We start from the raw sequence: 18,779 nt of genomic DNA, 5'->3' as shown, positions 1-18,779 counted from the left end.
TTAAATTTACACCATTTAGCTACTCTTACAAAAATAAAATCAAGCATTTTATCTACAATAAGCTCGTAATTATGGATTAAAAATTTAAAGGATGACTTACATCAACTTTTATAAAGAGTTTTGCTACTACAATTCTGATAAAAGAAATCATAATTATATCTTTAAAAAGGAGTTTACATGAGGTCCATTTTAAGCCTAGCAGTTCTTTCATCACTGCTTCTAGCAAATGAAGCAAATTTAGACATTATAAAGCCTATTAGAGAATTTGCTCCGCCACCAGTCATTACGCCAAACGTTGCACAAAGTGCCTTTGTGGAAAATCAATTTGACCGCACTCAAAGAGGCGAATACCCATTTGTTACAAATTTGCTTGATAACTCAGCTGATATGTTTCATATCTCAGCTGGAATGTATGGCAAAAGCTTTTACAATTCATCGCTTTTTAAATATCGCGGCGCAAATTTTTATACCATTTTAAATGCAAATTTCACCAAAGCAAATAATTATAAAGATGGAAGTGGCAAAAGATGGGACTATGGCTACAATAGGCAAGGTCAAAGCGCTATCTTAGGCTTCGTGCCAAATGATCTTAGCGAGCTTAGGCTTACGTTTTTAAGGGATAATATCGATAAAGACAAGCAACCAGAGCACGTGATGGATGCCTTTAAAACGACAAGAAAAGTCGGCAAGCTAAATATTAGATTAGGCGAGGAAGATCTTTCAAATACGCTAAATTTCGAATTTATCCTAAAAAAAGTTGAGCGAAAAGCTGATAATTTTCATCTAAGAGATGCTACTCCAAATGTAAAAGTGGATTTAAAGAGGAATATATTTGAGGCAAATTTAAAGTATGATGTTGATTTTTCAAGCTTTCACAATCAAATAGGCGCTGGCTTTGAAAAAGATAAACATGACGGCAAAAGATACATGAAGCAAGGCAACAACTGGGTCTTTAACGGATACAGATTTGCTAATGTTAGAAATGATAAATTTATGCTCTTTGATACACTTGCTTATAAATTTAATGAAGCAAACGAAGCCTCTCTTGCCTTAAGATATGAGGAGCAAAAAAGTAAGCTTAATGGACTTGATACTAAATATTCTGCACCAAATCTAGACATTAGCACGACTCGCGGACTACTTCGCCAAATTTATGGTGAGGACGTAAGCGATAAGATCAAAAAAGACGCTTTTAGTGCAAGTTTAAAATATAAATTTACACCAAACGACAAGGATAGCTACTTTGCAAAACTTGAGAGTTTATCTCGCTTGCCAAGCAATATGGAGCGTTTTAATACACTTTATGGTGCAGGCGATAACGGCTGGATAGCAAATCCGAATTTAGAGCCAGAAAGACACAATAGAGCGGTTCTTGGCTTTAAATTTGGTAGCGAGTTTTATAAAGAATACCTAAACTCGCTTCAAAGCAAAGATGCATTTAGCTTTGGAGGACATTTCATCGCTGATAGCGTTAAAAATTTGATCATTTTTGATAGACGCCACTCAAAGGCTGCGATGCCACTAATAAATAAAAATGCTGTCATCTCAAGAAACGTTGATGCAACGCTTTATAGTGTAAATTTCAATACAGAATATAGCTTTGCAAGGCACTTTGGCTTAAAAAGCTCACTTTACTACAACTACGGACAAAATAAAACCAATGGCAGGCCACTTTATCAGATAAGGCCTTTTGAGGCAAATTTTGCATTTGACTACAAAGACTATGCAAGCTTTGGTAGCTATAATCTTGGCACTGCACTAAGACTAGTTTCAAAGCAAACTAGAGGCGATTTTAGCAAGCAAAATGGTCTAGGTATCGACAAAAAAGAGGCCGCAAAAGGATTTGGTTTGCTTGATCTTTATGGTGGCATAGAGTTTAAAAATAAAGTTGGCATAAGATTTGGCGTAGCAAATTTATTTGACAAAGATTATGCAGAATTTATCAGCGGTGATCACGTAGCAGCACTTGATCCGGTAGTCGTTCATGCCCCTGGCAGGACATTTTTCATTAGCTTTCACAGCAGTTTTTAAAGGAGAAAAAGATGTTAGATAGAAGAAAATTCTTAGGACTTAGCACGGCTTTAGGCGTTAGCGCATTTGCACCAAATTTATTTGCAAAAGAGAGCTTTACTATGTGGGGCGCACCAGCGATCCCAAGCGTTATCATGGCGGTTGCTGCGCTGCAAGGCGAGTTAAATAAAACTTACGATGTAAGCCTAAATATCTGGAAAACACCAGATCAGCTTCGTGCAGGCGTCGCTAGTGGAGATATTAAAGTCACAATGTCGCCTTCAAATGTCGCTGCAAATTTAAGAAATCAAGGGCTTGATTTTGCGATGTTAAATTTACTAACACTTGGCGTTATGAACGCTATGGTTAAGGATGAAAAGATCAAAAATTTAGAGGATTTTGTAGGCAAAAAGCTTATCATGCCATTTAGAGGCGACATGCCTGATCTTGTCCTAAGAGCGCTTTGCAAGAAGAGAGGCATAGACGTTAGCAAAATAGACATCACCTACACAGCAACGCCACCTGAGGCTTTGCTTTTATTTTTACAAAAAGATTTTGACATTTTAATAGTTCCACAACCTCTTGGCGAAGCGACTATTTTGCGCGGTAAAAAAGCAGGCGTTAGCGTGCATTACTCAGTTGATTTTCCAAAAATTTGGGGCGAGAGCTTTGGTACAAAACCGATAATCCCAATGGCTGGCATTATCGTAGAAAGAGGCTTTTACGAGAAAAACTTAAGTCTATTTGACACGCTTCATAGCGATCTTAAAAATGCACTTTCATGGATACTTGAAAACAAACAAAGTGCAGCAAAGATAGGCTCAAGCTACTTGCCAGCTCCAGAAGTAGCACTTGCAAATGCTTTTGATAAGGCAAATTTAACAGTAACAAAAGCAAATGAACTACAAAATGAGATCATGGCATTTTTTGAAGAAATTTATCAGTTTAATCCAAAATTTCTAGGCGGCAAGATGCCAGATAAAGGTCTATTTTTATGATACTAATTGATGGCATCAAAAAAGATCGCTCAAGCTTTTTAAAAATAATTGACTATTTTTGGGGCGGATTTAGCGGATTTGCCGTAGTTTTTTTGATCTTAGCCATTTGGCAAGTGGGAAGCGAGTTTAGCTCCCCACTCTTGCTTCCGCCACCAAAAGATGTATTTTTAAAAGCCTGTGAAATTTTAAAAGATTATAAAAACAGCGAGATAAATATAACGCTTTGCAGATCACTGATTGGAGTTTGCTCGGCAACATTTTTTGGTATATTTTTAGGGCTAATAGCAGGTAGTTTTAAAAGTTTTGCAGCCTTTTTAAAGCCTGTTATAACCTTGCTTTTGTCAATGCCGCCGATTATTTGGATAGTGCTTGCTATTTTTTGGTTTGGATTTGGAAATTTTAGCACCGTTTTTACTATCTTTATAACCGTTTTACCGCTTACTTTTGCAAGCTCAGCAGTTGCTATGAGTAGCGTAGATGAGGAGCTAAAAGAGATGTTTGACGCTTATAATCTAGGAATTTTAAAAAAGATAAGACACCTTTATATCCCGCATCTTACAAGCTACATAATAAGCTCTATTAGCGTAGCTGTCGCAATGGGTGTAAAGATAGTCATAATGGCTGAGCTACTGGGTGCAAATAACGGTATGGGAGCAAAGATAGCAAATGCAAGGGCAATGCTTGAAACAACCGAGGTAATGGCGTATGTTCTTTTAAGTATCACTCTTATCATGCTCTTTGAATACCTCATCATCGAGCCACTAAAAATAGCTTTGATGCCTTGGAGAAGATGATGCTTGAGCTTAAAAATGTAGAGTATGAAATTTTAAGAGATAAGGTCGTAAGGAATTTTAGCCTAAATGTAAAAGGTGGCGAGGTAGTGACGCTTTTTGGGCCATCTGGATGTGGCAAAACGACGATACTTCGGCTTATTAGCGGACTAAATGAGCCTAGAAAAGGAAAAATTTTTAATAGCTTTAAAAAGACTACATATTTTTTTCAAGAAAATCGCCTACTTACATGGAAAAATGCTCTTGAAAATGTGCTTTTGGTTATGGATAAACCAGATGTTAACGCTGTTTTAGAGCTTTTTAAAAAGGTTGGATTAAGCCAAAAGGACACTTTAAAATACCCAAGCGAGCTAAGTGGCGGCATGAGACAAAGGGTAGCTTTCGTAAGAGCGGTCGTAACAAAGCCTGATCTACTTTTAATGGATGAGCCTTTTTCTGGGCTTGATTATGATATGAAAGAAATTTTGATTGAGATTATCAGCCAAAGAGTAAGTGAAGGTATGAGTGTGATTCTTGTCACACACGATAGAATGGAAGCTGTAAAGATGTCAAATAGAATTTATTTCTTATCAAGTAAAGGTGCAGTCATACAAAGAGAACTTGAAATAGACAAAGATTTCAAAGAGCGCGATTTTACGTTTATTAGCAAGATGATAGATGAAAATTTCAAAGGGCAAATTTATTATGATTAATAACTTTTTTACTCATCCTATGAGGATATTTTTCTTAATGAGTGCCGCCTGTGCGGTGCTTGGTGCTAGTGTGTTTTTTACTCCAACTGATTTTGTGAGTTTGCATAAATTTATATTTTTGCAACTTTTCTTAGCGCTTGCTTATGCTGGATTTTTGCTAACTGGACTAACTGATTGGACAAATTTTCAAGCATCTCTAAAAATACACGCCTATATATTATTTTCACTCTTTTTTACAAGCTTTATCTTGGCATTTTTTAGCCTATTTTTAGCACACTGCTTTATCGCTCTTTTTTGGCTTTACTTGGTTTTGCTTTGCCTTTATATGATCTGGCGAGATAAAAATGATGATCAATTTGGCGTACTTGGCTTTTTGTTTGGCATTTTAAGCTTTGAAATTTATTATCTAATAAGTGGCAATGAAAAATTTCTAAATTTACAAGTTTTTATCCACGTGATCGCTATCTTACTCATCTCTTACCGCGTTAGTGTCGTACTTGGGAAAGAAGCACTAAAAAGAGAAAAAGGTATGGATGAAGCTGTTTTTGTGCCAAATTTTATCTATAAAAATATCGCTATTTGCTGCGTTTGTGCTTTTTTGCTTTTAAATATATTTTTTGAAGAAAGCATGGGTGTCTATTATGCCGCGATAGCTTGCGGAAGTGCGGTACTTGCAAAGCTTAAAGAATGGCATTATAAAGAGCTTTTTAGGCATAGTTTTGTGCTTTTATACTATTTTATGCAACTATTTTTAGCGGTTGGATTTTTAGGGATCGGCTTTAGCGGTATTTTTGAGCTCCATCTTGAAACAAATTTTATGCATCTAATAGCGATAAATGCAGTGATTTTTAGCGTAATGCTTATATTTAATGTCGCAGGACTTCGTCACAGCGGACAAGAACTTGAGTTTTTACGCCTTAGCAAAATTGCTTTTATTTTAGTTCTTTTAGCTGGCATTAGTAGAGGAATTTTGGCTTATTTTTGGAGTGGCTTTTATATTCATTTACCAGCAACACTCATAGCAGTCGCTTTTGTTTTTTGGCTCATAAATTTTTATGTGATCTTTAGAGATAACGATTTTAGTGATGATCCAGAGTAAGAAGCTATTAAAAATTTATTCATTAATTAAAAAGAGTTTTTAAGTCTTTTTTGAAGTAAGTGGGTATATAATTTGCGATATTTATTATCAATATTATAAAAAGGATACTTTATGAACAAACTTACTTCTGTTGCTTTAGTAGCTTCATTTTTTGCAGTTTCAGCTCTTGCATTTAGCGTAGAAGGTGAACCAAAGGTAACATTTACTGGTTACAAGCTGGCAAATAAAACAGCCGTACCAGGTACTTTCAAGACGATAAATTTTAAAAGTCAAGAAAATGCAAATTTTGCTGATTTTTTAAAGAGCTTTGAATTTAAGCTAGAGCCAAAAGATATCGACACAAAGCTACCTGACCGCGATAAAAGGATTGGCATTATTTTCGATGGCAAGGCAGTAGATGGCAAGATCGTAGCAGTAAATGGCGACGATAAGGCTGGAGAAATGGATGTTGAGCTTAGCATAAATGGCAATTCAAAAATTTTTAAAACAAAATATGAAGTGCAAAATGGTAAGCTAATGGCAAAATTTTCAGTTGATCTTGTAAATGATTTGAAGCTAAATGAGAGCTTTGATAAATTTGCCGCTGCCGCCAAACCATTTCACGGCGGAAAGAGCTATCCAGATGTAGATGTTGGCTTTGAAGCAGTGATAAAATAACTTTCAATTTCGGCGCCAGTAAGTTAGCTTGCGCCGAAGTTACCTCTTTATCCTCATTTCTTATTCTGTGATGCCGAAAAATCGAAGACGACGGATTTTTTATACAAAAAGGTGGCAAGAATGCGAAATTTTATTTTAAAGATATCGATGAAATCGGCATCCCCGAGATAGACGCCAAGCTCAAAATTGACGTTTTAAACGTGAGGTTTAAACGAGGCAAACTAGACCGCGACGCGGCTGATGGGCTCATGCAGCCTATCGGCGACGATGACGCCGTGATATACGACAAATACGAACTCCCAAAGCACGAGATTTTTAAAATTTTAAAGCAGAAATTTGAGGCGCTAAGCGCGCAAAAAAGCGAAAATAAGAAAAAGTAAAATTTGGCTAGGCCCGTCGGCTTCAAATTTGATTTTGTCTTTGGTGACCTAAAATTTGCGAATTTGACCGAAATTTGAGTCAAACCCGCAAGGCTAAATTTATTTATTAAAATACGCCGCGAGCGCGCTTAGCCAAACAAACAGAGCTATTATCCAAGACATCGTCCACGGCGTACCCGCAGAAAACGCCGCAAGCATCGCCGATGAGAGGATGCCGCTACCGTATTGCAGCGAGCCTATGAGCGCAGCGGCCGAGCCCTTCATCTCCTGCGGTACGCTATCAAGAGCGGCGGCATTGGAGCAAGAAGCGATGATGCCGTTCATGCTAAAAACGAAAAACATCGGGATTATCACGCCAAGAACGCCGCCTGTTTTGAAAAACGCAAACAGCACGCTGGCAGCAAGTGCGGCAACGAGCGCAGAGACTATGAGCAGGCGGTTTAGCGCATAGCGCTTTACCAGCTTTTTGTTTACGAAACTTAGCGCCATGACGCCCACGATGTTTATGTCGAATAAAAATCCGTAGTATTTGCTAGGAATGCCGAAATAATCGATATATACAAACGATGAGCCCGTGATAAAGGCATAGGCGGCTACGTAGAAAAACGTCACGCTAAGAGTGTAGCGCATAAATTTGGCGTCTTGTAATAATTTTAGATAGTTTCTAAAAGACGATACGATGGGCTTTGTGGAGCGCTTTTGCGGCAGCAAGGTCTCCGGCAGAGAAAAATCATCGCAAACATAATCGCGCTAGCTAGCGCCATCAGCCAAAATATCCCGTGCCAAGAGCCAAACTCCAGTATCGCGCCGCCCAATAACGGACCCACTATTGGCGCTATCACCATGATAATAACTAGCGTAGAGAGCATCTGTGCGGCCTGCGAGCTACCGAAAAGATCGCTAATCATCGCCCTGCTTAGCATCGGTCCTACGCATGCGCCCAAAGCCTGAAGCACGCGCCAGAACACGACGCTAGCCATAGTGTCCGACATCGCGCATCCTACTGATCCGATCGCAAAGAGCGCCATACCAATAAAAGCGGGATTTTACGCCCGATCCTATCGCTGATAGGCCCCCAGACGAGCTGCGCTATAGCAAAGCCGATCAAAAAGCCCGTTATCGTGAGCTCCGAGTCTCCGTGCAGCTGCCGCTCCATCGTAGGCATAGCGGGCAAATATACGTCCGTAGATAGCGAGGTGCAGGCCATTAGACCGCTTAGGATGATTAAGAACCAGATAGATGTTTTTGTTGATTGCAAGATTTCCTCTTTTTTGTTTTTTTATATTATTTTATACCACAAGATAAAACTGCTTTCAGAGAATGATAATTTTACCAAAAATAAACTATTTGTATTTTTCAACAAAAATTTCTATTTTATCTTGATCATTATATTTTATATATGATACAACTCCGTTGTCATGTAAAATAACTCTTTGATTTTCTTTCAAATTTGGATATTTTGGCATAATCTGATAATCACACCAATAAGCTAAAAATGGCATCATCTTAGCTTTCACAAAACCTTTCTCATCTTGGACTACAAAAAGAAAAGCAAGACCAACATACCACAATATGCCAGACATTATACCAAGAGCAATAGTTCTTGCTAATGTGACCATTGAAGATAAATTTGAATTGGGAAAAAATTTTACTAAAATACTTTTTACTGACGGTATTTCCAATAAAAATATACATACCATTTGTAGTACATATACAAGAATACATACAATGCTTAGTAGTAAAAATAATATAGGCAGATAAAGCACGAGAGTTAATATTTCCGATGTCATACCAAAATCTTTAACGGGGAGTCCAAAAGTATCTGCAATCAAAATTTTAGAAAAAGTTCTGGAAATAAAAAAAGTTGTAAAATTTAATAACGCAATTATAATCTTTCCAATCCAACGATTCCATAATTTTTTTATAATTAAAGCCATCCAAAACACAAAACCCAAACATACCAATACAACAGCGATAATATTGCAAAAAGACATAATGGTTACTTTTGTCGCATTAGGCAAAGGAAAAAGACCAATAATAAAAAATAATATAAAAAAAATCAAAGCTATGGAGTAAAATTTTTTCTCTTTATTCATATTTAAAAAATTATTTTTAATTCTTACAAAAAATGCTTCTAAGTTTTTTAAAATTTTATATATCATTTGCTACCTTTTATGTATAAGTTATTTTGTCACATCTGAAAATATATATTCCGTGAATGTATTTTTCGCTTAGACGAGGCGAAATTTGATTTTTAAGCGGAGCGTATATGTAATACATGAGCATTAAAAATCAAATTTCAACGAGGTATAAGTAGAAAAAGACAAGCCTTGCTATTTTACCTCATACCTCTCGCCGGGTTTCATCTCTATCATCTCCCACGGCAAGCCCTGCTTATTTAGCTCATCCATGAAAGGTTTGGCGTCGAAATTTTCCATGTTAAAGACGCCCTTACCACTCCAGATGCCCTTTGCGACCATCATCGAGCCGATCATCGCAGGCACGCCCGTCGTGTAGCTCACTGCCTGCGCGCCCGTTTCGGCGTAGCAAGCCTCGTGGTCGCAGACATTGTAGATGTAGACCTGGCGCTCTTTGCCGTCTTTTAAGCCGCGGATCACGCAGCCGATGTTGGTTTTGCCCTTCGTGCGGGGGCCTAGCGACGCAGGATCAGGCAGCAAGGTCTTTAGAAACTGTATCGGCACGATCTTGACGCCGTTATGCTCGACCTCGTCGATGCGCAGCATACCGACGTTTTCTAGGCACTTCATATGCGTGAGGTAGCTTTGTCCAAAGGTCATGAAAAAGCGGATTCGCTTTAGCCCTTTGATGTTTTTTACTAAGCTTTCAAGCTCCTCGTGGTAGAGCAGGTAGCTGTCCTTGACGCCTACTTTCGGGTAGTCCCATTTGAACATTATCTCCATCGGCTCAGTCTCTTTCCACTCGCCGCGCTCCCAGTAGCGGCCCTTTGCGCTCACTTCGCGCAGGTTGATTTCTGGGTTGAAATTCGTCGCAAACGGATATCCGTGATCGCCAGCGTTGCAGTCTAGGATGTCGATCTCATGAATCTCGTCAAAGAGATTTTGCTGCGCGTAGGCGCAAAATACGTTCGTCACTCCCGGATCAAAGCCGCTTCCCAGCAGCGCCATGGTGCCCGCCTTTTTAAAATCCTCGTCCTTCGCCCATTGTAGCTTGTATTCAAATTTAGCGGTATCCGGGTGCTCGTAGTTTGCGGTGTCAATATATGGGATGCCGGCGCGAGAGCACGCGTCCATGAGGGTTAGGTCCTGATACGGCAGTGCGACGTTTAAAAGCAAATCGGCGCCCGTTTTTTTGATGAGCGCAACCACGGCATCGGTATCGTCCGCGTCGATCTGGGCGGTGTTGATAGCGACGCCTAGGCGGTCTTTTATAAATTTAGCGATCGCGTCGCACTTGCTTTTGGTGCGGCTTGCAAGGGTGATCTTGCTAAAAACGTCCGCGTTCATCGCGCATTTTACGGTCGCAACTTGGCTCACGCCGCCCGCGCCTATGATTAAGATATTTGACATTTAAGCTCCTTTAGATTATTTTTTATAGTCTTCTGTATAATTTTCAATTATTAAATTTGGCTCTAATTTATAATTTTTCAGTTGTTTGCCAATAGATCTGTTATCGCTTGACTTATCTTTTATTGCCTTGAAGAACTCTGTAATATTTTTCTTGAAATTTTGCAAATTTGCCTCTGTCATAACTCTTATTTTTTCATTAGAAAATGCATCTTGTGATATTTTTATACTTGGATGAATCAAAATAGAAAAACAGCTATTTGTATCTTTAATGTGATAAGTTTGATTAAACCAACTAACGGATGAGCTTATTTGTTCTATGTCACTTTTTGGAATGGTATTCGTTACTGCGCCATTTTTGCATTCTATTATAAAATACTTATTGTCAACTGCCCAAAAATTGTCAGGACCACATTTATACTCTTTATCTGGCCGCTGTGAATAGAAACCCAATAATGTACCTATTCTTTTAATGGAATCTTCAAATTTATCGTAGGTATCTTTTGTAAAAACTAAATGAGATAAAATTTCCTCAATTTCTATTATTAAGTCATTTGTGTCCGCAAAGTCGGATATGTGATTAGCTATATTGTCTACTTGGTTTTTTTGCTGGGAAATTTTACTATACTCTATCCCATTGATCGGCTTTAAAATTTGATTATTTAGATTGCAGGCAGATTTTAAAATTTCTTGTGCCTTATTTCGATCTATAAAATTTGTATATTCCGCAAGAATCTGTTTTGCATAGCCTATAAAAATTTTATTATCCTGAGGTAGCTTATTTATATAATTTTCTAAAATTTCTTGTGCTGCTTTATAGTTTTTATTAATAGCAAAGTTGTAAGCTTTTCGTAATTCAATAGAAAATATATTCAAGCTGTTTACTTTAAATTCTACATTTAAAATTCTATCATTATGCGCTTGTATCCAATCCTTATCTCTTTGCAATACTTGCAAAATCGTTGTTTGTATATCCCCTATGTTTTTACAATCTTCCATTACCTCTTCTGATAATTCAAACTGTTGTTTTGTCGCCTCTGAAAATTTATGTTTATGTTTTGCGGCCACTTTAGCCAAATCAGGCTCCAGCAACAATACAACACAGTAATCAGTATTAGACCTTATTCCTCTACCCATTCCTTGTTCAATTTTTTGTATTTTTTGGTTTAATATTCTATCATCATCTCCTTGCAAATAGCTCTCATTTATTTGATCTATTAATCTTTGCGCTTTTGGCAATCCATCTATTACCAAAATTCTACAAGCATCACCTGGCAAGTCTATACCATCATATCTATTTGTGAAAACAATAATATTACTATTTGATTTTTTATCTCGAAGTTCATTTGTGCATTCTATAATATTATCTTTATCGGCCCTTTTTGTTGCTATGCATTCCCATGCGTTGCTCTTTTGAAAAGATGGAGAAATTATTGATATGTTACATCCTAATTTATTAACTAAATTTTTTAGCATTCCTTGTATATCTTTCGTTGTTATTTTTGGATCTATTATTTGCGGAGCAAAAATAAGACGCTCCCCAATATCATTCACCATGTTTGGAGTAATTGGTTTGTTTAGATATTTTTCATCTATATTAAAATGCGTTGATAGTATACTATCGTCAACAAGTGTTGCGGTCATAAAAATCTTTCGCTTGGTATTTTCAAAAGATACAAACTCTTGTATAGGAATAACATGAGGAGTTATTTCGATTTTGGATGAACTAACCACACATCTACATAATTCAAAATTTTTTTCTATCAATTTCAAATTAAATCTTTTTAAATTATCATCCCCGTTCTCTATTATAAATTTAAAAGCCTCTTGATGCTTGTTTTGCCAATTCCAGAAAGGAACAAGTCCTATCGTATTTGGTTCATTTAATTCGAGTTTTGTTGCTAATGACTGGCTTTGGTTTCTAATATCATCAATGAATAGTCTAAAAATTTGATTATATAATTTTTTATTGTCTTCTTTATTAATCGTTATAGTAAATTGTTGGTTTATAATATCTATACAAGCATGTGCATCATCTATAACTATACTTCCAATTTCGATTTCCGGCTTTCCGATTCCGAATTTACTTCGTCCATTAAATAGTTGGTATATATTGCAAATTAAGATTTCTTTTGAAGTTTCAAAGTTTATTGAATCAATATTCATAGTTGTCCGAATCCCTAATATATCTGCTTCCTTCTTAACTTGCTCTATTAGATAATTATCAGGAACAACATACACACAAGGCCCCTTATTTTCCCTTAAACAGCTCTCCAATATAAGGAGACCTGCTAATGTTTTACCGCTACCAGTATTCATTTTTATAATTATTGCACTCTCATCTCTTCGTTTAAACCATTTTTCAATGACATCATTTTGTGGAGTACGTAAATATTGATAATGTTTTTGTGGTAATGATGTAAAAATTTTACTTGGGTCTATTATTTTATTATTTTTATCCTGTTTTATGTACTTTGCAAAATTAGCCATATATTCTCCTTGTTAAAAACAGATATTTACTGATTTTATCAAAGTTAATATAAATTTCTCGCTTTAAAAGGTAAAATAAGGCAAAAATTTAAAGGTAAAAAGATGAAGAAAATTTTGCCATTTTTAGCGCCTATTTGCCTCTTTGCAAGTAGCTGTGACGAGCTAATACAAGAGAGTGTGAGGGAGTTTTATAAAAGCGATAGAAATTTGGAGAGAGCCATAAATTTAGCCGAGCAAGCGACTGATGTCTGCTTAAAAGAGAGCAACACCGAGCAGGCGATCGCTTCGCTCATAAATAGCGCTAGCATTTGCATAGTAAATAAAGAGCCACAAAAGGCGTTAGAGCTCTCACAAAGAGCCCTAGAGCTTGCGGCAAACGTTAGCGACAAGCTGCTACTAGCTCGCTCTTATCATAGCCTAGGTGCGACACAAAAGGCGCTAGGCAGATACGACGAAGCACTTGCTAATTTTCAAGAAGCTCTAAAAATTTATGACAACGCACCAAATGCCCCAATGAACGACGAACTCATCTGTATAAAAGGCATCGCTAGCGCCTACTACCTAAAAAACGACTTTGACAAAGCCCACGAAAACCACCTTTTAGCGCTAAATTTACTTGATATCACGCCGGAGTTAAGCGGCAACGAGCTTGTGCGATCAGAGCTTTTAGTAGAGCTTGCTAACGACCTAGCAAAGCTTAATCAAAAGGACGAAGCTACCCAAAACTACAAAAAAGTGCTTGAAATTTTAAATGGAAAAGAGCAAAATCCTCGCGCACGGGATCTTTTAGAGAGAGCTAATAAAGGGCTAAATGGGCTTAACTAAAGTTTTTCTTTAGACTTTTTAGCACAAAATTCGCAAGCTCAAGCCCTTTTGAGCGGTGAGAAATTTTAAGCTTTGTCTCATTGTCTAGCTCGCCAAGCGTTTTAGTAAAGCCATCTGGGATAAAGAGCTCGTCGTAGCCAAAGCCATTTGTACCACGCTCCTCATCAATCGCTCTTCCATACATAAAGCCATGCGTCGTATAATCACCAAATTTCGAGCTAATAGCGATACAGGCGGTGTAGTGAGCTGGTGAACTCTCTAAATTTAGCGCCTTTAGCTTGCTAATTAGCTTTGCTCTATTGTTTGCGTCATTTGCGTTTTTACCGCATACTTTGCCATTTTCATCAAGGTCAAAATAGCGAGCTGAGTAGATCCCTGGCTCACCACCAAGTGCATCCACGCTGATGCCGCTATCATCGCTAAGTGCAATAAATTCGCCCTCAAGCCCTTGCTCTTTAAGCTTTGCAAAGACGGCTTCTGACTTTATGAGTGCATTTTGCTGAAAGCTGCTACCATCTTCAACGATCTCAAATGGCTTTGTAACCTCGCTTAAGGCGTAAATTTCATAGCCTTTTAAATACTCTTTTATCTCTTTTACTTTGTCTAAATTTGATGTCGCAAGCACGATCTTCATTGCAAGAGCTCCTTGATTTTTGGGCGTATTTTACAAAAAAGTAGATTAAATTTTTAAATTTAAATTAGCGTTAAAATGATAAACTTAGTCCTTTTAAAAATAAGGAAAATTTTATGTTAAAAAGCGTTTTACCACTATCTTTTATCATAGCAAGCAGATTTTTAGGTCTTTTTATAGTTTTGCCAGTGCTTAGCCTTTATGCCTTAAATTTACGCGGAGCAAACGAGTTTTTAGTAGGGCTAATAGTAGGCGTCTATGCAATCTCACAGATGATATTTCAAGTGCCTTTTGGAGCACTCTCGGATAGGATAGGACGCAAAAAAACATTAACGATCGGACTTTTGATTTTTATCATCGGCTCAATAATTTGTGCACTTACAAGCGATATTTTTATCATGCTATTTGGTAGATTTTTACAAGGTGTAGGTGCTATCGGAGCAGTTGCAACTGCGATGATAAGTGACTATATAACAGAAGAAAAACGCTCAAAAGCCATGGCGATAATGGGCGCTTTTATAGGGCTTAGCTTCACACTTTCTATGGTGCTTGGGCCACTTCTCGCCAAAGACTACGGACTTTCAAGTCTCTTTTATCTAAGTGCCACTCTCAGCCTACTTTGCATTGTACTTCTTTACACTGTTGTGCCAAAAGAGATAAAAGTGAGTGCCAAAAGTGAAAAAGTACCATTTGGTAAGCTGTTTTTGCAAAAAGATTACATGATCATAAATTTCACCTCTTTCATGCAAAAGATGCTAGCAAGCATCGCATTTTTGGTAATCCCTATCGTTTTAGTAAAAGAGTATGGTTACGAAAGTAGCGAGCTTTACAAGGTCTATACGCTTGGCGCCGTGCTTGGCTTTTTAGCTATGGGGCTAGCTGGTGCCCTTGGCGATGGTAAGGGACTTAGTAAGGTCATCTTGATAGCTGGTACGCTGCTTTTTGCCCTAACCTACACTATTTTTGCCATTAGTTTTACGCTTTTTATCTTCGTTTTGGGAGTTGCTATATTTTTTATAGGATTTAACCTTCACGAGCCCATAATGCAATCAACCGCAACAAAATTTGTAAAATCCTCTCAAAAAGGCTCAGCCCTTGGTGTATTTAATTCATTTGGCTATCTAGGAAGCTTTGTTGGAGGTGCGTTTGGTGGGTATATATTGCATGCCTTTGGTTTTAAAGTACTAGCCATTATCTGCGTGGTACTTTGCGTGATATGGCTTGTTTTGCTCTTTAGCCTAAGCGATCCAAGAATTTTTAAGAACATCTATCTAAGTCCTGAGGTAAGCTTAAATTTAGAGTTACTAAATAGCCAAAAAGGCGTGGTGGATTATTACAAAAATGAGAAAAATCAAGTAATCAAATTTGACTCTCGTCTTACAAGCGAGGAGATTTTAAAAGAGAGTTTGAAGTTTTGATCTATGACGTCATCATCATTGGCGCTGGTGCTAGCGGGCTCTTTTTAGGGGCAAATTTAAAGGGTAAAAAGGTTGCCATCTTAGAAAAAAATAGTAGTGCTGGCAAAAAGATCCTAGCAAGCGGTGGAGGTAGATGCAACATCACAAACCGCTTTATAAGCGCTAAAAACTACCTCGGCGAGCAAAAATTTATAGAGCAAATTTTAAAAGTACTGGCTCCAGATCAAGTTTTGAAATTTTTTAGTGAGCTTAATTTTAGTGAGCAAAAGCAAAATCAATTTTTCTGCGATAGTGGCGCAAAGAGCGTCTTGAGCATACTTCTAAAAAGGCAAAATGCAGATATTTTTTACAATAAAGAGGTTCTTGGCGCTAAAAAAGTAGATGAAATTTTTGAAATTTTGACAAAAGATGAAAAATTTAGAGCTAGAAATTTAGTCATCGCAAGTGGAGGATTAAGCTACAAAGCCCTTGGCGCAAGTGACATTGGCTATAAAATAGCAAATGATTTTGGCATTGAAACATCAGCTCTTGCACCTACACTTGTTGGATTTAGCGTGCAAAAAGATGAATTTTGGTTTAAAGAACTTAGTGGCGTTAGCCTAAACGCAGACGTAAAGATAAATAGCAAAAACGAGAGCCATAAATTTAGTAACAATCTGCTTTTTACACATAGAGGCATAAGCGGACCAGCGATACTAAACGCCTCGTTATTTTGGCAAAAAGGTCGAATTTGTATAAATTTTTTACCCAAATTTAATGAGAAAAATTTAATAAATGGCAAAAAGCAGCTTAGTTCGGTTTTGCCCTTGCCAAAGAGATTTGTGCTAGAATTCTTAAGAAATTTTGGCTTAAAAGACAGAGCCTTTTATGAATTTAACGACAATGATAGACAAATAATAAAAAGGCTTTTTGCTTATGAATTTGCCCCAGCTGGGACATTTGGCTTTGAAAGAGCGGAAGTTACAAAAGGTGGCGTAAAGAGTGAATTTTTAGATGGAAATTTACAAGCTTATAACGTTAAGGGACTTTATTTTGTTGGTGAAGTCTTGGACATCACTGGCATGCTTGGCGGATATAACTTGCATTTTGCATTTGCAAGCGCTCTAAAAGTGGCTAAGGTCTTAAATCCATGATCTCCTAGAAGTTAGCTAATTTTAGATAAATTTTATATTTTAAATAAGATAAAATTACCATGAAAGTAGCGTTTTTAAGCAAATTTATTCAGAGTAATTTAGATGTTAAAAATTCATAATAAATACTTTAAAAAGATTTTATGCCAAACAAAAGCAACGAATTTTTGGAATAAATTTTATAGCCAAGCAAGCTAAACGTTAGGTTAAATTTACTTTAAAGTATAAGCAGCTCTGGAATATTAGATTATCAAACTTCTTTTATAAAGCTAACGGCTTCAAATGGGTTTGAGAAAATATGTTTACTAAATTTCTCCAAATCACTCTTTTGACCATATCCACAAGTTAGACCCACGCCTGTAATAAAAGCGGCTTGTGCAGCCATTATATCCATAATGGTATCACCTACCATAAATGCATTATTTTTATCTTTATTAAGTCTATCTAAAGCCAAATTTATTGGCTCTGGATTTGGTTTTGGATTAGCAACATCGTCTCTTCCAATAACAGTTTTTATATATTTCATAACCCCTAAATGCTCAAGCAAGATAATAGAAAATTTTGAAGTTTTAGTAGTAACTATACCAACGTCAGCAAAGCTACTTGCCTCCTTCAATGCTTCATTTGCATAATCTAAGAGTACTGTCTCATCAAGATAAATTTTTTCGTAGCAAGCTTTATATTCTTTTATATAGCTATCAATTAAATTTTTGCTTGCACCAAGTCTTTCAAACATTATTTCAAGCGGATGACCAACCAAAGACTTTAATGCATTATGGTCTGGCTCTTTTTTGCCATGAGATAAAAAAGCTCTATCAAATCCTTTTAAAATAGCAGAAGTTGAGTCAATAAGTGTACCGTCTAAATCAAAAAGTATGGTTTTTTTCATCATTTTCTCCGTAGAAATAAAAAAGGGCCTAGCCGAAGCTAAGCCCCTAAAAGAAGTAACTTTAAATAATAAGATTATTTATTGAAAGTAGCTTCAACGCGTCTATTTTGAGCGCGGCCTTCTTTAGTTTTATTTGTAGCAATTGGTTTAAGCTCACCGTAGCCAACTGTTGAAATTTTATCCTCGCTTACTCCATAGCCAGCAAGAACATCAGCTACTGCTTTTGCTCTTTTTTCAGATAGTTTTTGGTTATAAGCTTCTGCACCTACGCTATCAGTGTGACCAGCAAGTACAACTTTATAATCTGGGTGTTCGCCCATGAAGTCAGCTACTTTTTTGATCTCAGCTGCATATTTTGGTCCAACTTTATAGCTATCAAATGCAAAGTTAACATCTAGATCTCTAAGAACGATAACTTTCTCGCATCCTCTTTCATCAACAACTACGCCAGCTGGAGTGTTAGGGCATTGATCTATATCATTTGGCACGCCATCATTATCATCATCAAGAACTGGAGTTGCAACTGGAGCTGCTGCTGCAACTGGAGCTGCTGCCACAACTGGAGCTGCTTTTGAGTCAAGACCGATACCAAAGCCTAGTGAATAAAATAGGTTATGATCAGCATGTTCAAATTTGATAGCATCTCTTGCTTCTGCTTTAAGAGCAAATCTATCAGTTACTTGATATCTTAAGCCAAAACCATATTGGCCAAAACCGCCATCTTCATTTTTAACAAAAATAGCTGGAACATCTTCATAGCCAGCACCAACTAGGCCATATAGGCTAACTGGTCCAAAATCAACTATATCTTTTACAAGATTTGCATGATATCTAAGAACTCTTCCTTCTCTTGTTAAGCTACCTGTTTTTTCTTTTGCTTTTTGAGTGTAATCAACACCAAGCTCTACTTGATCAAAGAAAAAATCTTCAAGATTTCTAGCAGCTCTAACACCAACGAAGTTATGGTCTTTTACACGTAAATTTCCCTCTGGGTGAACACCACCAATAGTTGGAGTAACTTCATAATTATATGCTGCGTTAGACGCAAAAACCGCTGTTGCGGCAACCATAGCTAAAGCAATCTTTTTCATATTTAGAATTCCTTTCTTAGGATTTATTTTAAAGTGGTTACATTTTAACTGAATAAAATTTAACCGACTCTAAATCATAATTTAATTAACAATGTAAATTTGAAATTTACACAACTTAAATTTTGCAAATGCA

General features: G+C 37.0%; 16 protein-coding genes and 1 pseudogene. 10 read left to right on the top strand and 7 right to left on the bottom strand.

The genetic code is table 11. The features are described 5' to 3' along the window. Nucleotides 1-177 precede the first annotated feature (177 nt). The 7 genes from CVS97_RS06705 to CVS97_RS09420 all read left to right on the top strand — a co-directional run bounded on the left by CVS97_RS06705 (nt 178) and on the right by CVS97_RS09420 (nt 6,627). Nucleotides 178-2,031 carry a TonB-dependent receptor domain-containing protein gene (locus CVS97_RS06705; protein WP_107785532.1) on the top strand — a complete coding sequence of 618 codons (1,854 nt, stop codon included), beginning with the start codon at nt 178-180 and terminating at the stop codon, nt 2,029-2,031. A gap of 11 nt (nt 2,032-2,042) precedes the next feature. Next, the gene (locus CVS97_RS06700) at nt 2,043-3,008 is read left to right on the top strand and encodes an ABC transporter substrate-binding protein (protein WP_103629035.1); all 966 of its coding nucleotides are present in this window, start codon (nt 2,043-2,045) and stop codon (nt 3,006-3,008) included. Next, nucleotides 3,005-3,802: an ABC transporter permease gene (locus tag CVS97_RS06695; protein WP_054196111.1), complete on the top strand. Its 798-nt coding sequence runs from the start codon at nt 3,005-3,007 to the stop codon at nt 3,800-3,802. Before CVS97_RS06700 ends, CVS97_RS06695 begins: the two co-directional genes overlap by 4 nt. Continuing rightward, the gene (locus CVS97_RS06690) at nt 3,802-4,491 is read left to right on the top strand and encodes an ABC transporter ATP-binding protein (protein ID WP_107785577.1); all 690 of its coding nucleotides are present in this window, start codon (nt 3,802-3,804) and stop codon (nt 4,489-4,491) included. Before CVS97_RS06695 ends, CVS97_RS06690 begins: the two co-directional genes overlap by 1 nt. Then, nucleotides 4,484-5,590 carry an NnrS family protein gene (locus CVS97_RS06685; RefSeq protein WP_107785578.1) on the top strand — a complete coding sequence of 369 codons (1,107 nt, stop codon included), beginning with the start codon at nt 4,484-4,486 and terminating at the stop codon, nt 5,588-5,590. The genes CVS97_RS06690 and CVS97_RS06685 overlap by 8 nt, the downstream gene beginning before the upstream one ends. A gap of 111 nt (nt 5,591-5,701) precedes the next feature. Then, the gene (locus tag CVS97_RS06680) at nt 5,702-6,247 is read left to right on the top strand and encodes a hypothetical protein (protein WP_107785531.1); all 546 of its coding nucleotides are present in this window, start codon (nt 5,702-5,704) and stop codon (nt 6,245-6,247) included. 200 nt (nt 6,248-6,447) lie between these two features. After that, nucleotides 6,448-6,627 carry a hypothetical protein gene (locus CVS97_RS09420; RefSeq protein WP_234401389.1) on the top strand — a complete coding sequence of 60 codons (180 nt, stop codon included), beginning with the start codon at nt 6,448-6,450 and terminating at the stop codon, nt 6,625-6,627. Nucleotides 6,628-6,726: 99 nt separating this feature from the next. On the opposite strand, the pseudogene CVS97_RS09655 reads toward CVS97_RS09420, so the two are convergent. The 4 genes and pseudogenes from CVS97_RS09655 to CVS97_RS06655 all read right to left on the bottom strand — a co-directional run bounded on the left by CVS97_RS09655 (nt 6,727) and on the right by CVS97_RS06655 (nt 12,662). Then, nucleotides 6,727-7,783 (bottom strand): annotated as a pseudogene (locus CVS97_RS09655) (multidrug effflux MFS transporter). A 187-nt stretch (nt 7,784-7,970) separates the two neighbouring features. After that, a complete protein-coding gene (locus CVS97_RS06665) occupies nt 7,971-8,789 on the bottom strand; it encodes a hypothetical protein (protein WP_107785530.1) in 819 nt (272 codons plus the stop codon). 171 nt (nt 8,790-8,960) lie between these two features. Continuing rightward, nucleotides 8,961-10,175 carry a saccharopine dehydrogenase family protein gene (locus tag CVS97_RS06660; RefSeq protein ID WP_107785529.1) on the bottom strand — a complete coding sequence of 405 codons (1,215 nt, stop codon included), beginning with the start codon at nt 10,173-10,175 and terminating at the stop codon, nt 8,961-8,963. Between the two features lie 15 nt (nt 10,176-10,190). After that, on the bottom strand, nt 10,191-12,662 hold the full coding sequence (locus CVS97_RS06655) for a helicase C-terminal domain-containing protein (protein ID WP_107785528.1): 2,472 nt from the start codon (nt 12,660-12,662) through the stop codon (nt 10,191-10,193). A 102-nt stretch (nt 12,663-12,764) separates the two neighbouring features. On the opposite strand from CVS97_RS06655, the gene CVS97_RS06650 reads away from it, so the two are divergent. Further along, a complete protein-coding gene (locus CVS97_RS06650) occupies nt 12,765-13,487 on the top strand; it encodes a tetratricopeptide repeat protein (protein ID WP_107785527.1) in 723 nt (240 codons plus the stop codon). Here the strand turns inward: CVS97_RS06650 and CVS97_RS06645 are convergent. Beyond that, nucleotides 13,480-14,121: a non-canonical purine NTP pyrophosphatase gene (locus CVS97_RS06645; protein WP_107785526.1), complete on the bottom strand. Its 642-nt coding sequence runs from the start codon at nt 14,119-14,121 to the stop codon at nt 13,480-13,482. The genes CVS97_RS06650 and CVS97_RS06645 overlap by 8 nt on opposite strands. 113 nt (nt 14,122-14,234) lie before the next feature. On the opposite strand from CVS97_RS06645, the gene CVS97_RS06640 reads away from it, so the two are divergent. Both CVS97_RS06640 and CVS97_RS06635 read left to right on the top strand, forming a co-directional pair. After that, nucleotides 14,235-15,536 (top strand): MFS transporter, encoded by a 1,302-nt coding sequence (locus CVS97_RS06640; RefSeq protein WP_107785525.1) that lies wholly within the window; start codon nt 14,235-14,237, stop codon nt 15,534-15,536. Then, nucleotides 15,533-16,669 carry an NAD(P)/FAD-dependent oxidoreductase gene (locus CVS97_RS06635; RefSeq protein WP_107785524.1) on the top strand — a complete coding sequence of 379 codons (1,137 nt, stop codon included), beginning with the start codon at nt 15,533-15,535 and terminating at the stop codon, nt 16,667-16,669. Before CVS97_RS06640 ends, CVS97_RS06635 begins: the two co-directional genes overlap by 4 nt. Before the next feature lie 247 nt (nt 16,670-16,916). On the opposite strand, the gene CVS97_RS06630 is transcribed toward CVS97_RS06635, so the two are convergent. Continuing rightward, entirely contained in the window at nt 16,917-17,555 is a 639-nt protein-coding gene (locus tag CVS97_RS06630) for an HAD family hydrolase (protein WP_107785523.1), read from the bottom strand. A gap of 74 nt (nt 17,556-17,629) precedes the next feature. After that, entirely contained in the window at nt 17,630-18,646 is a 1,017-nt protein-coding gene (locus tag CVS97_RS06625; protein ID WP_107785522.1) for an OmpA family protein, read from the bottom strand. Nucleotides 18,647-18,779 lie beyond the last annotated feature (133 nt).

Source organism: Campylobacter concisus, assembly GCF_003049735.1.
Lineage (GTDB): Bacteria > Campylobacterota > Campylobacteria > Campylobacterales > Campylobacteraceae > Campylobacter_A > Campylobacter_A concisus_AN.
This window is presented reverse-complemented; position numbering and strand designations above follow the sequence as displayed.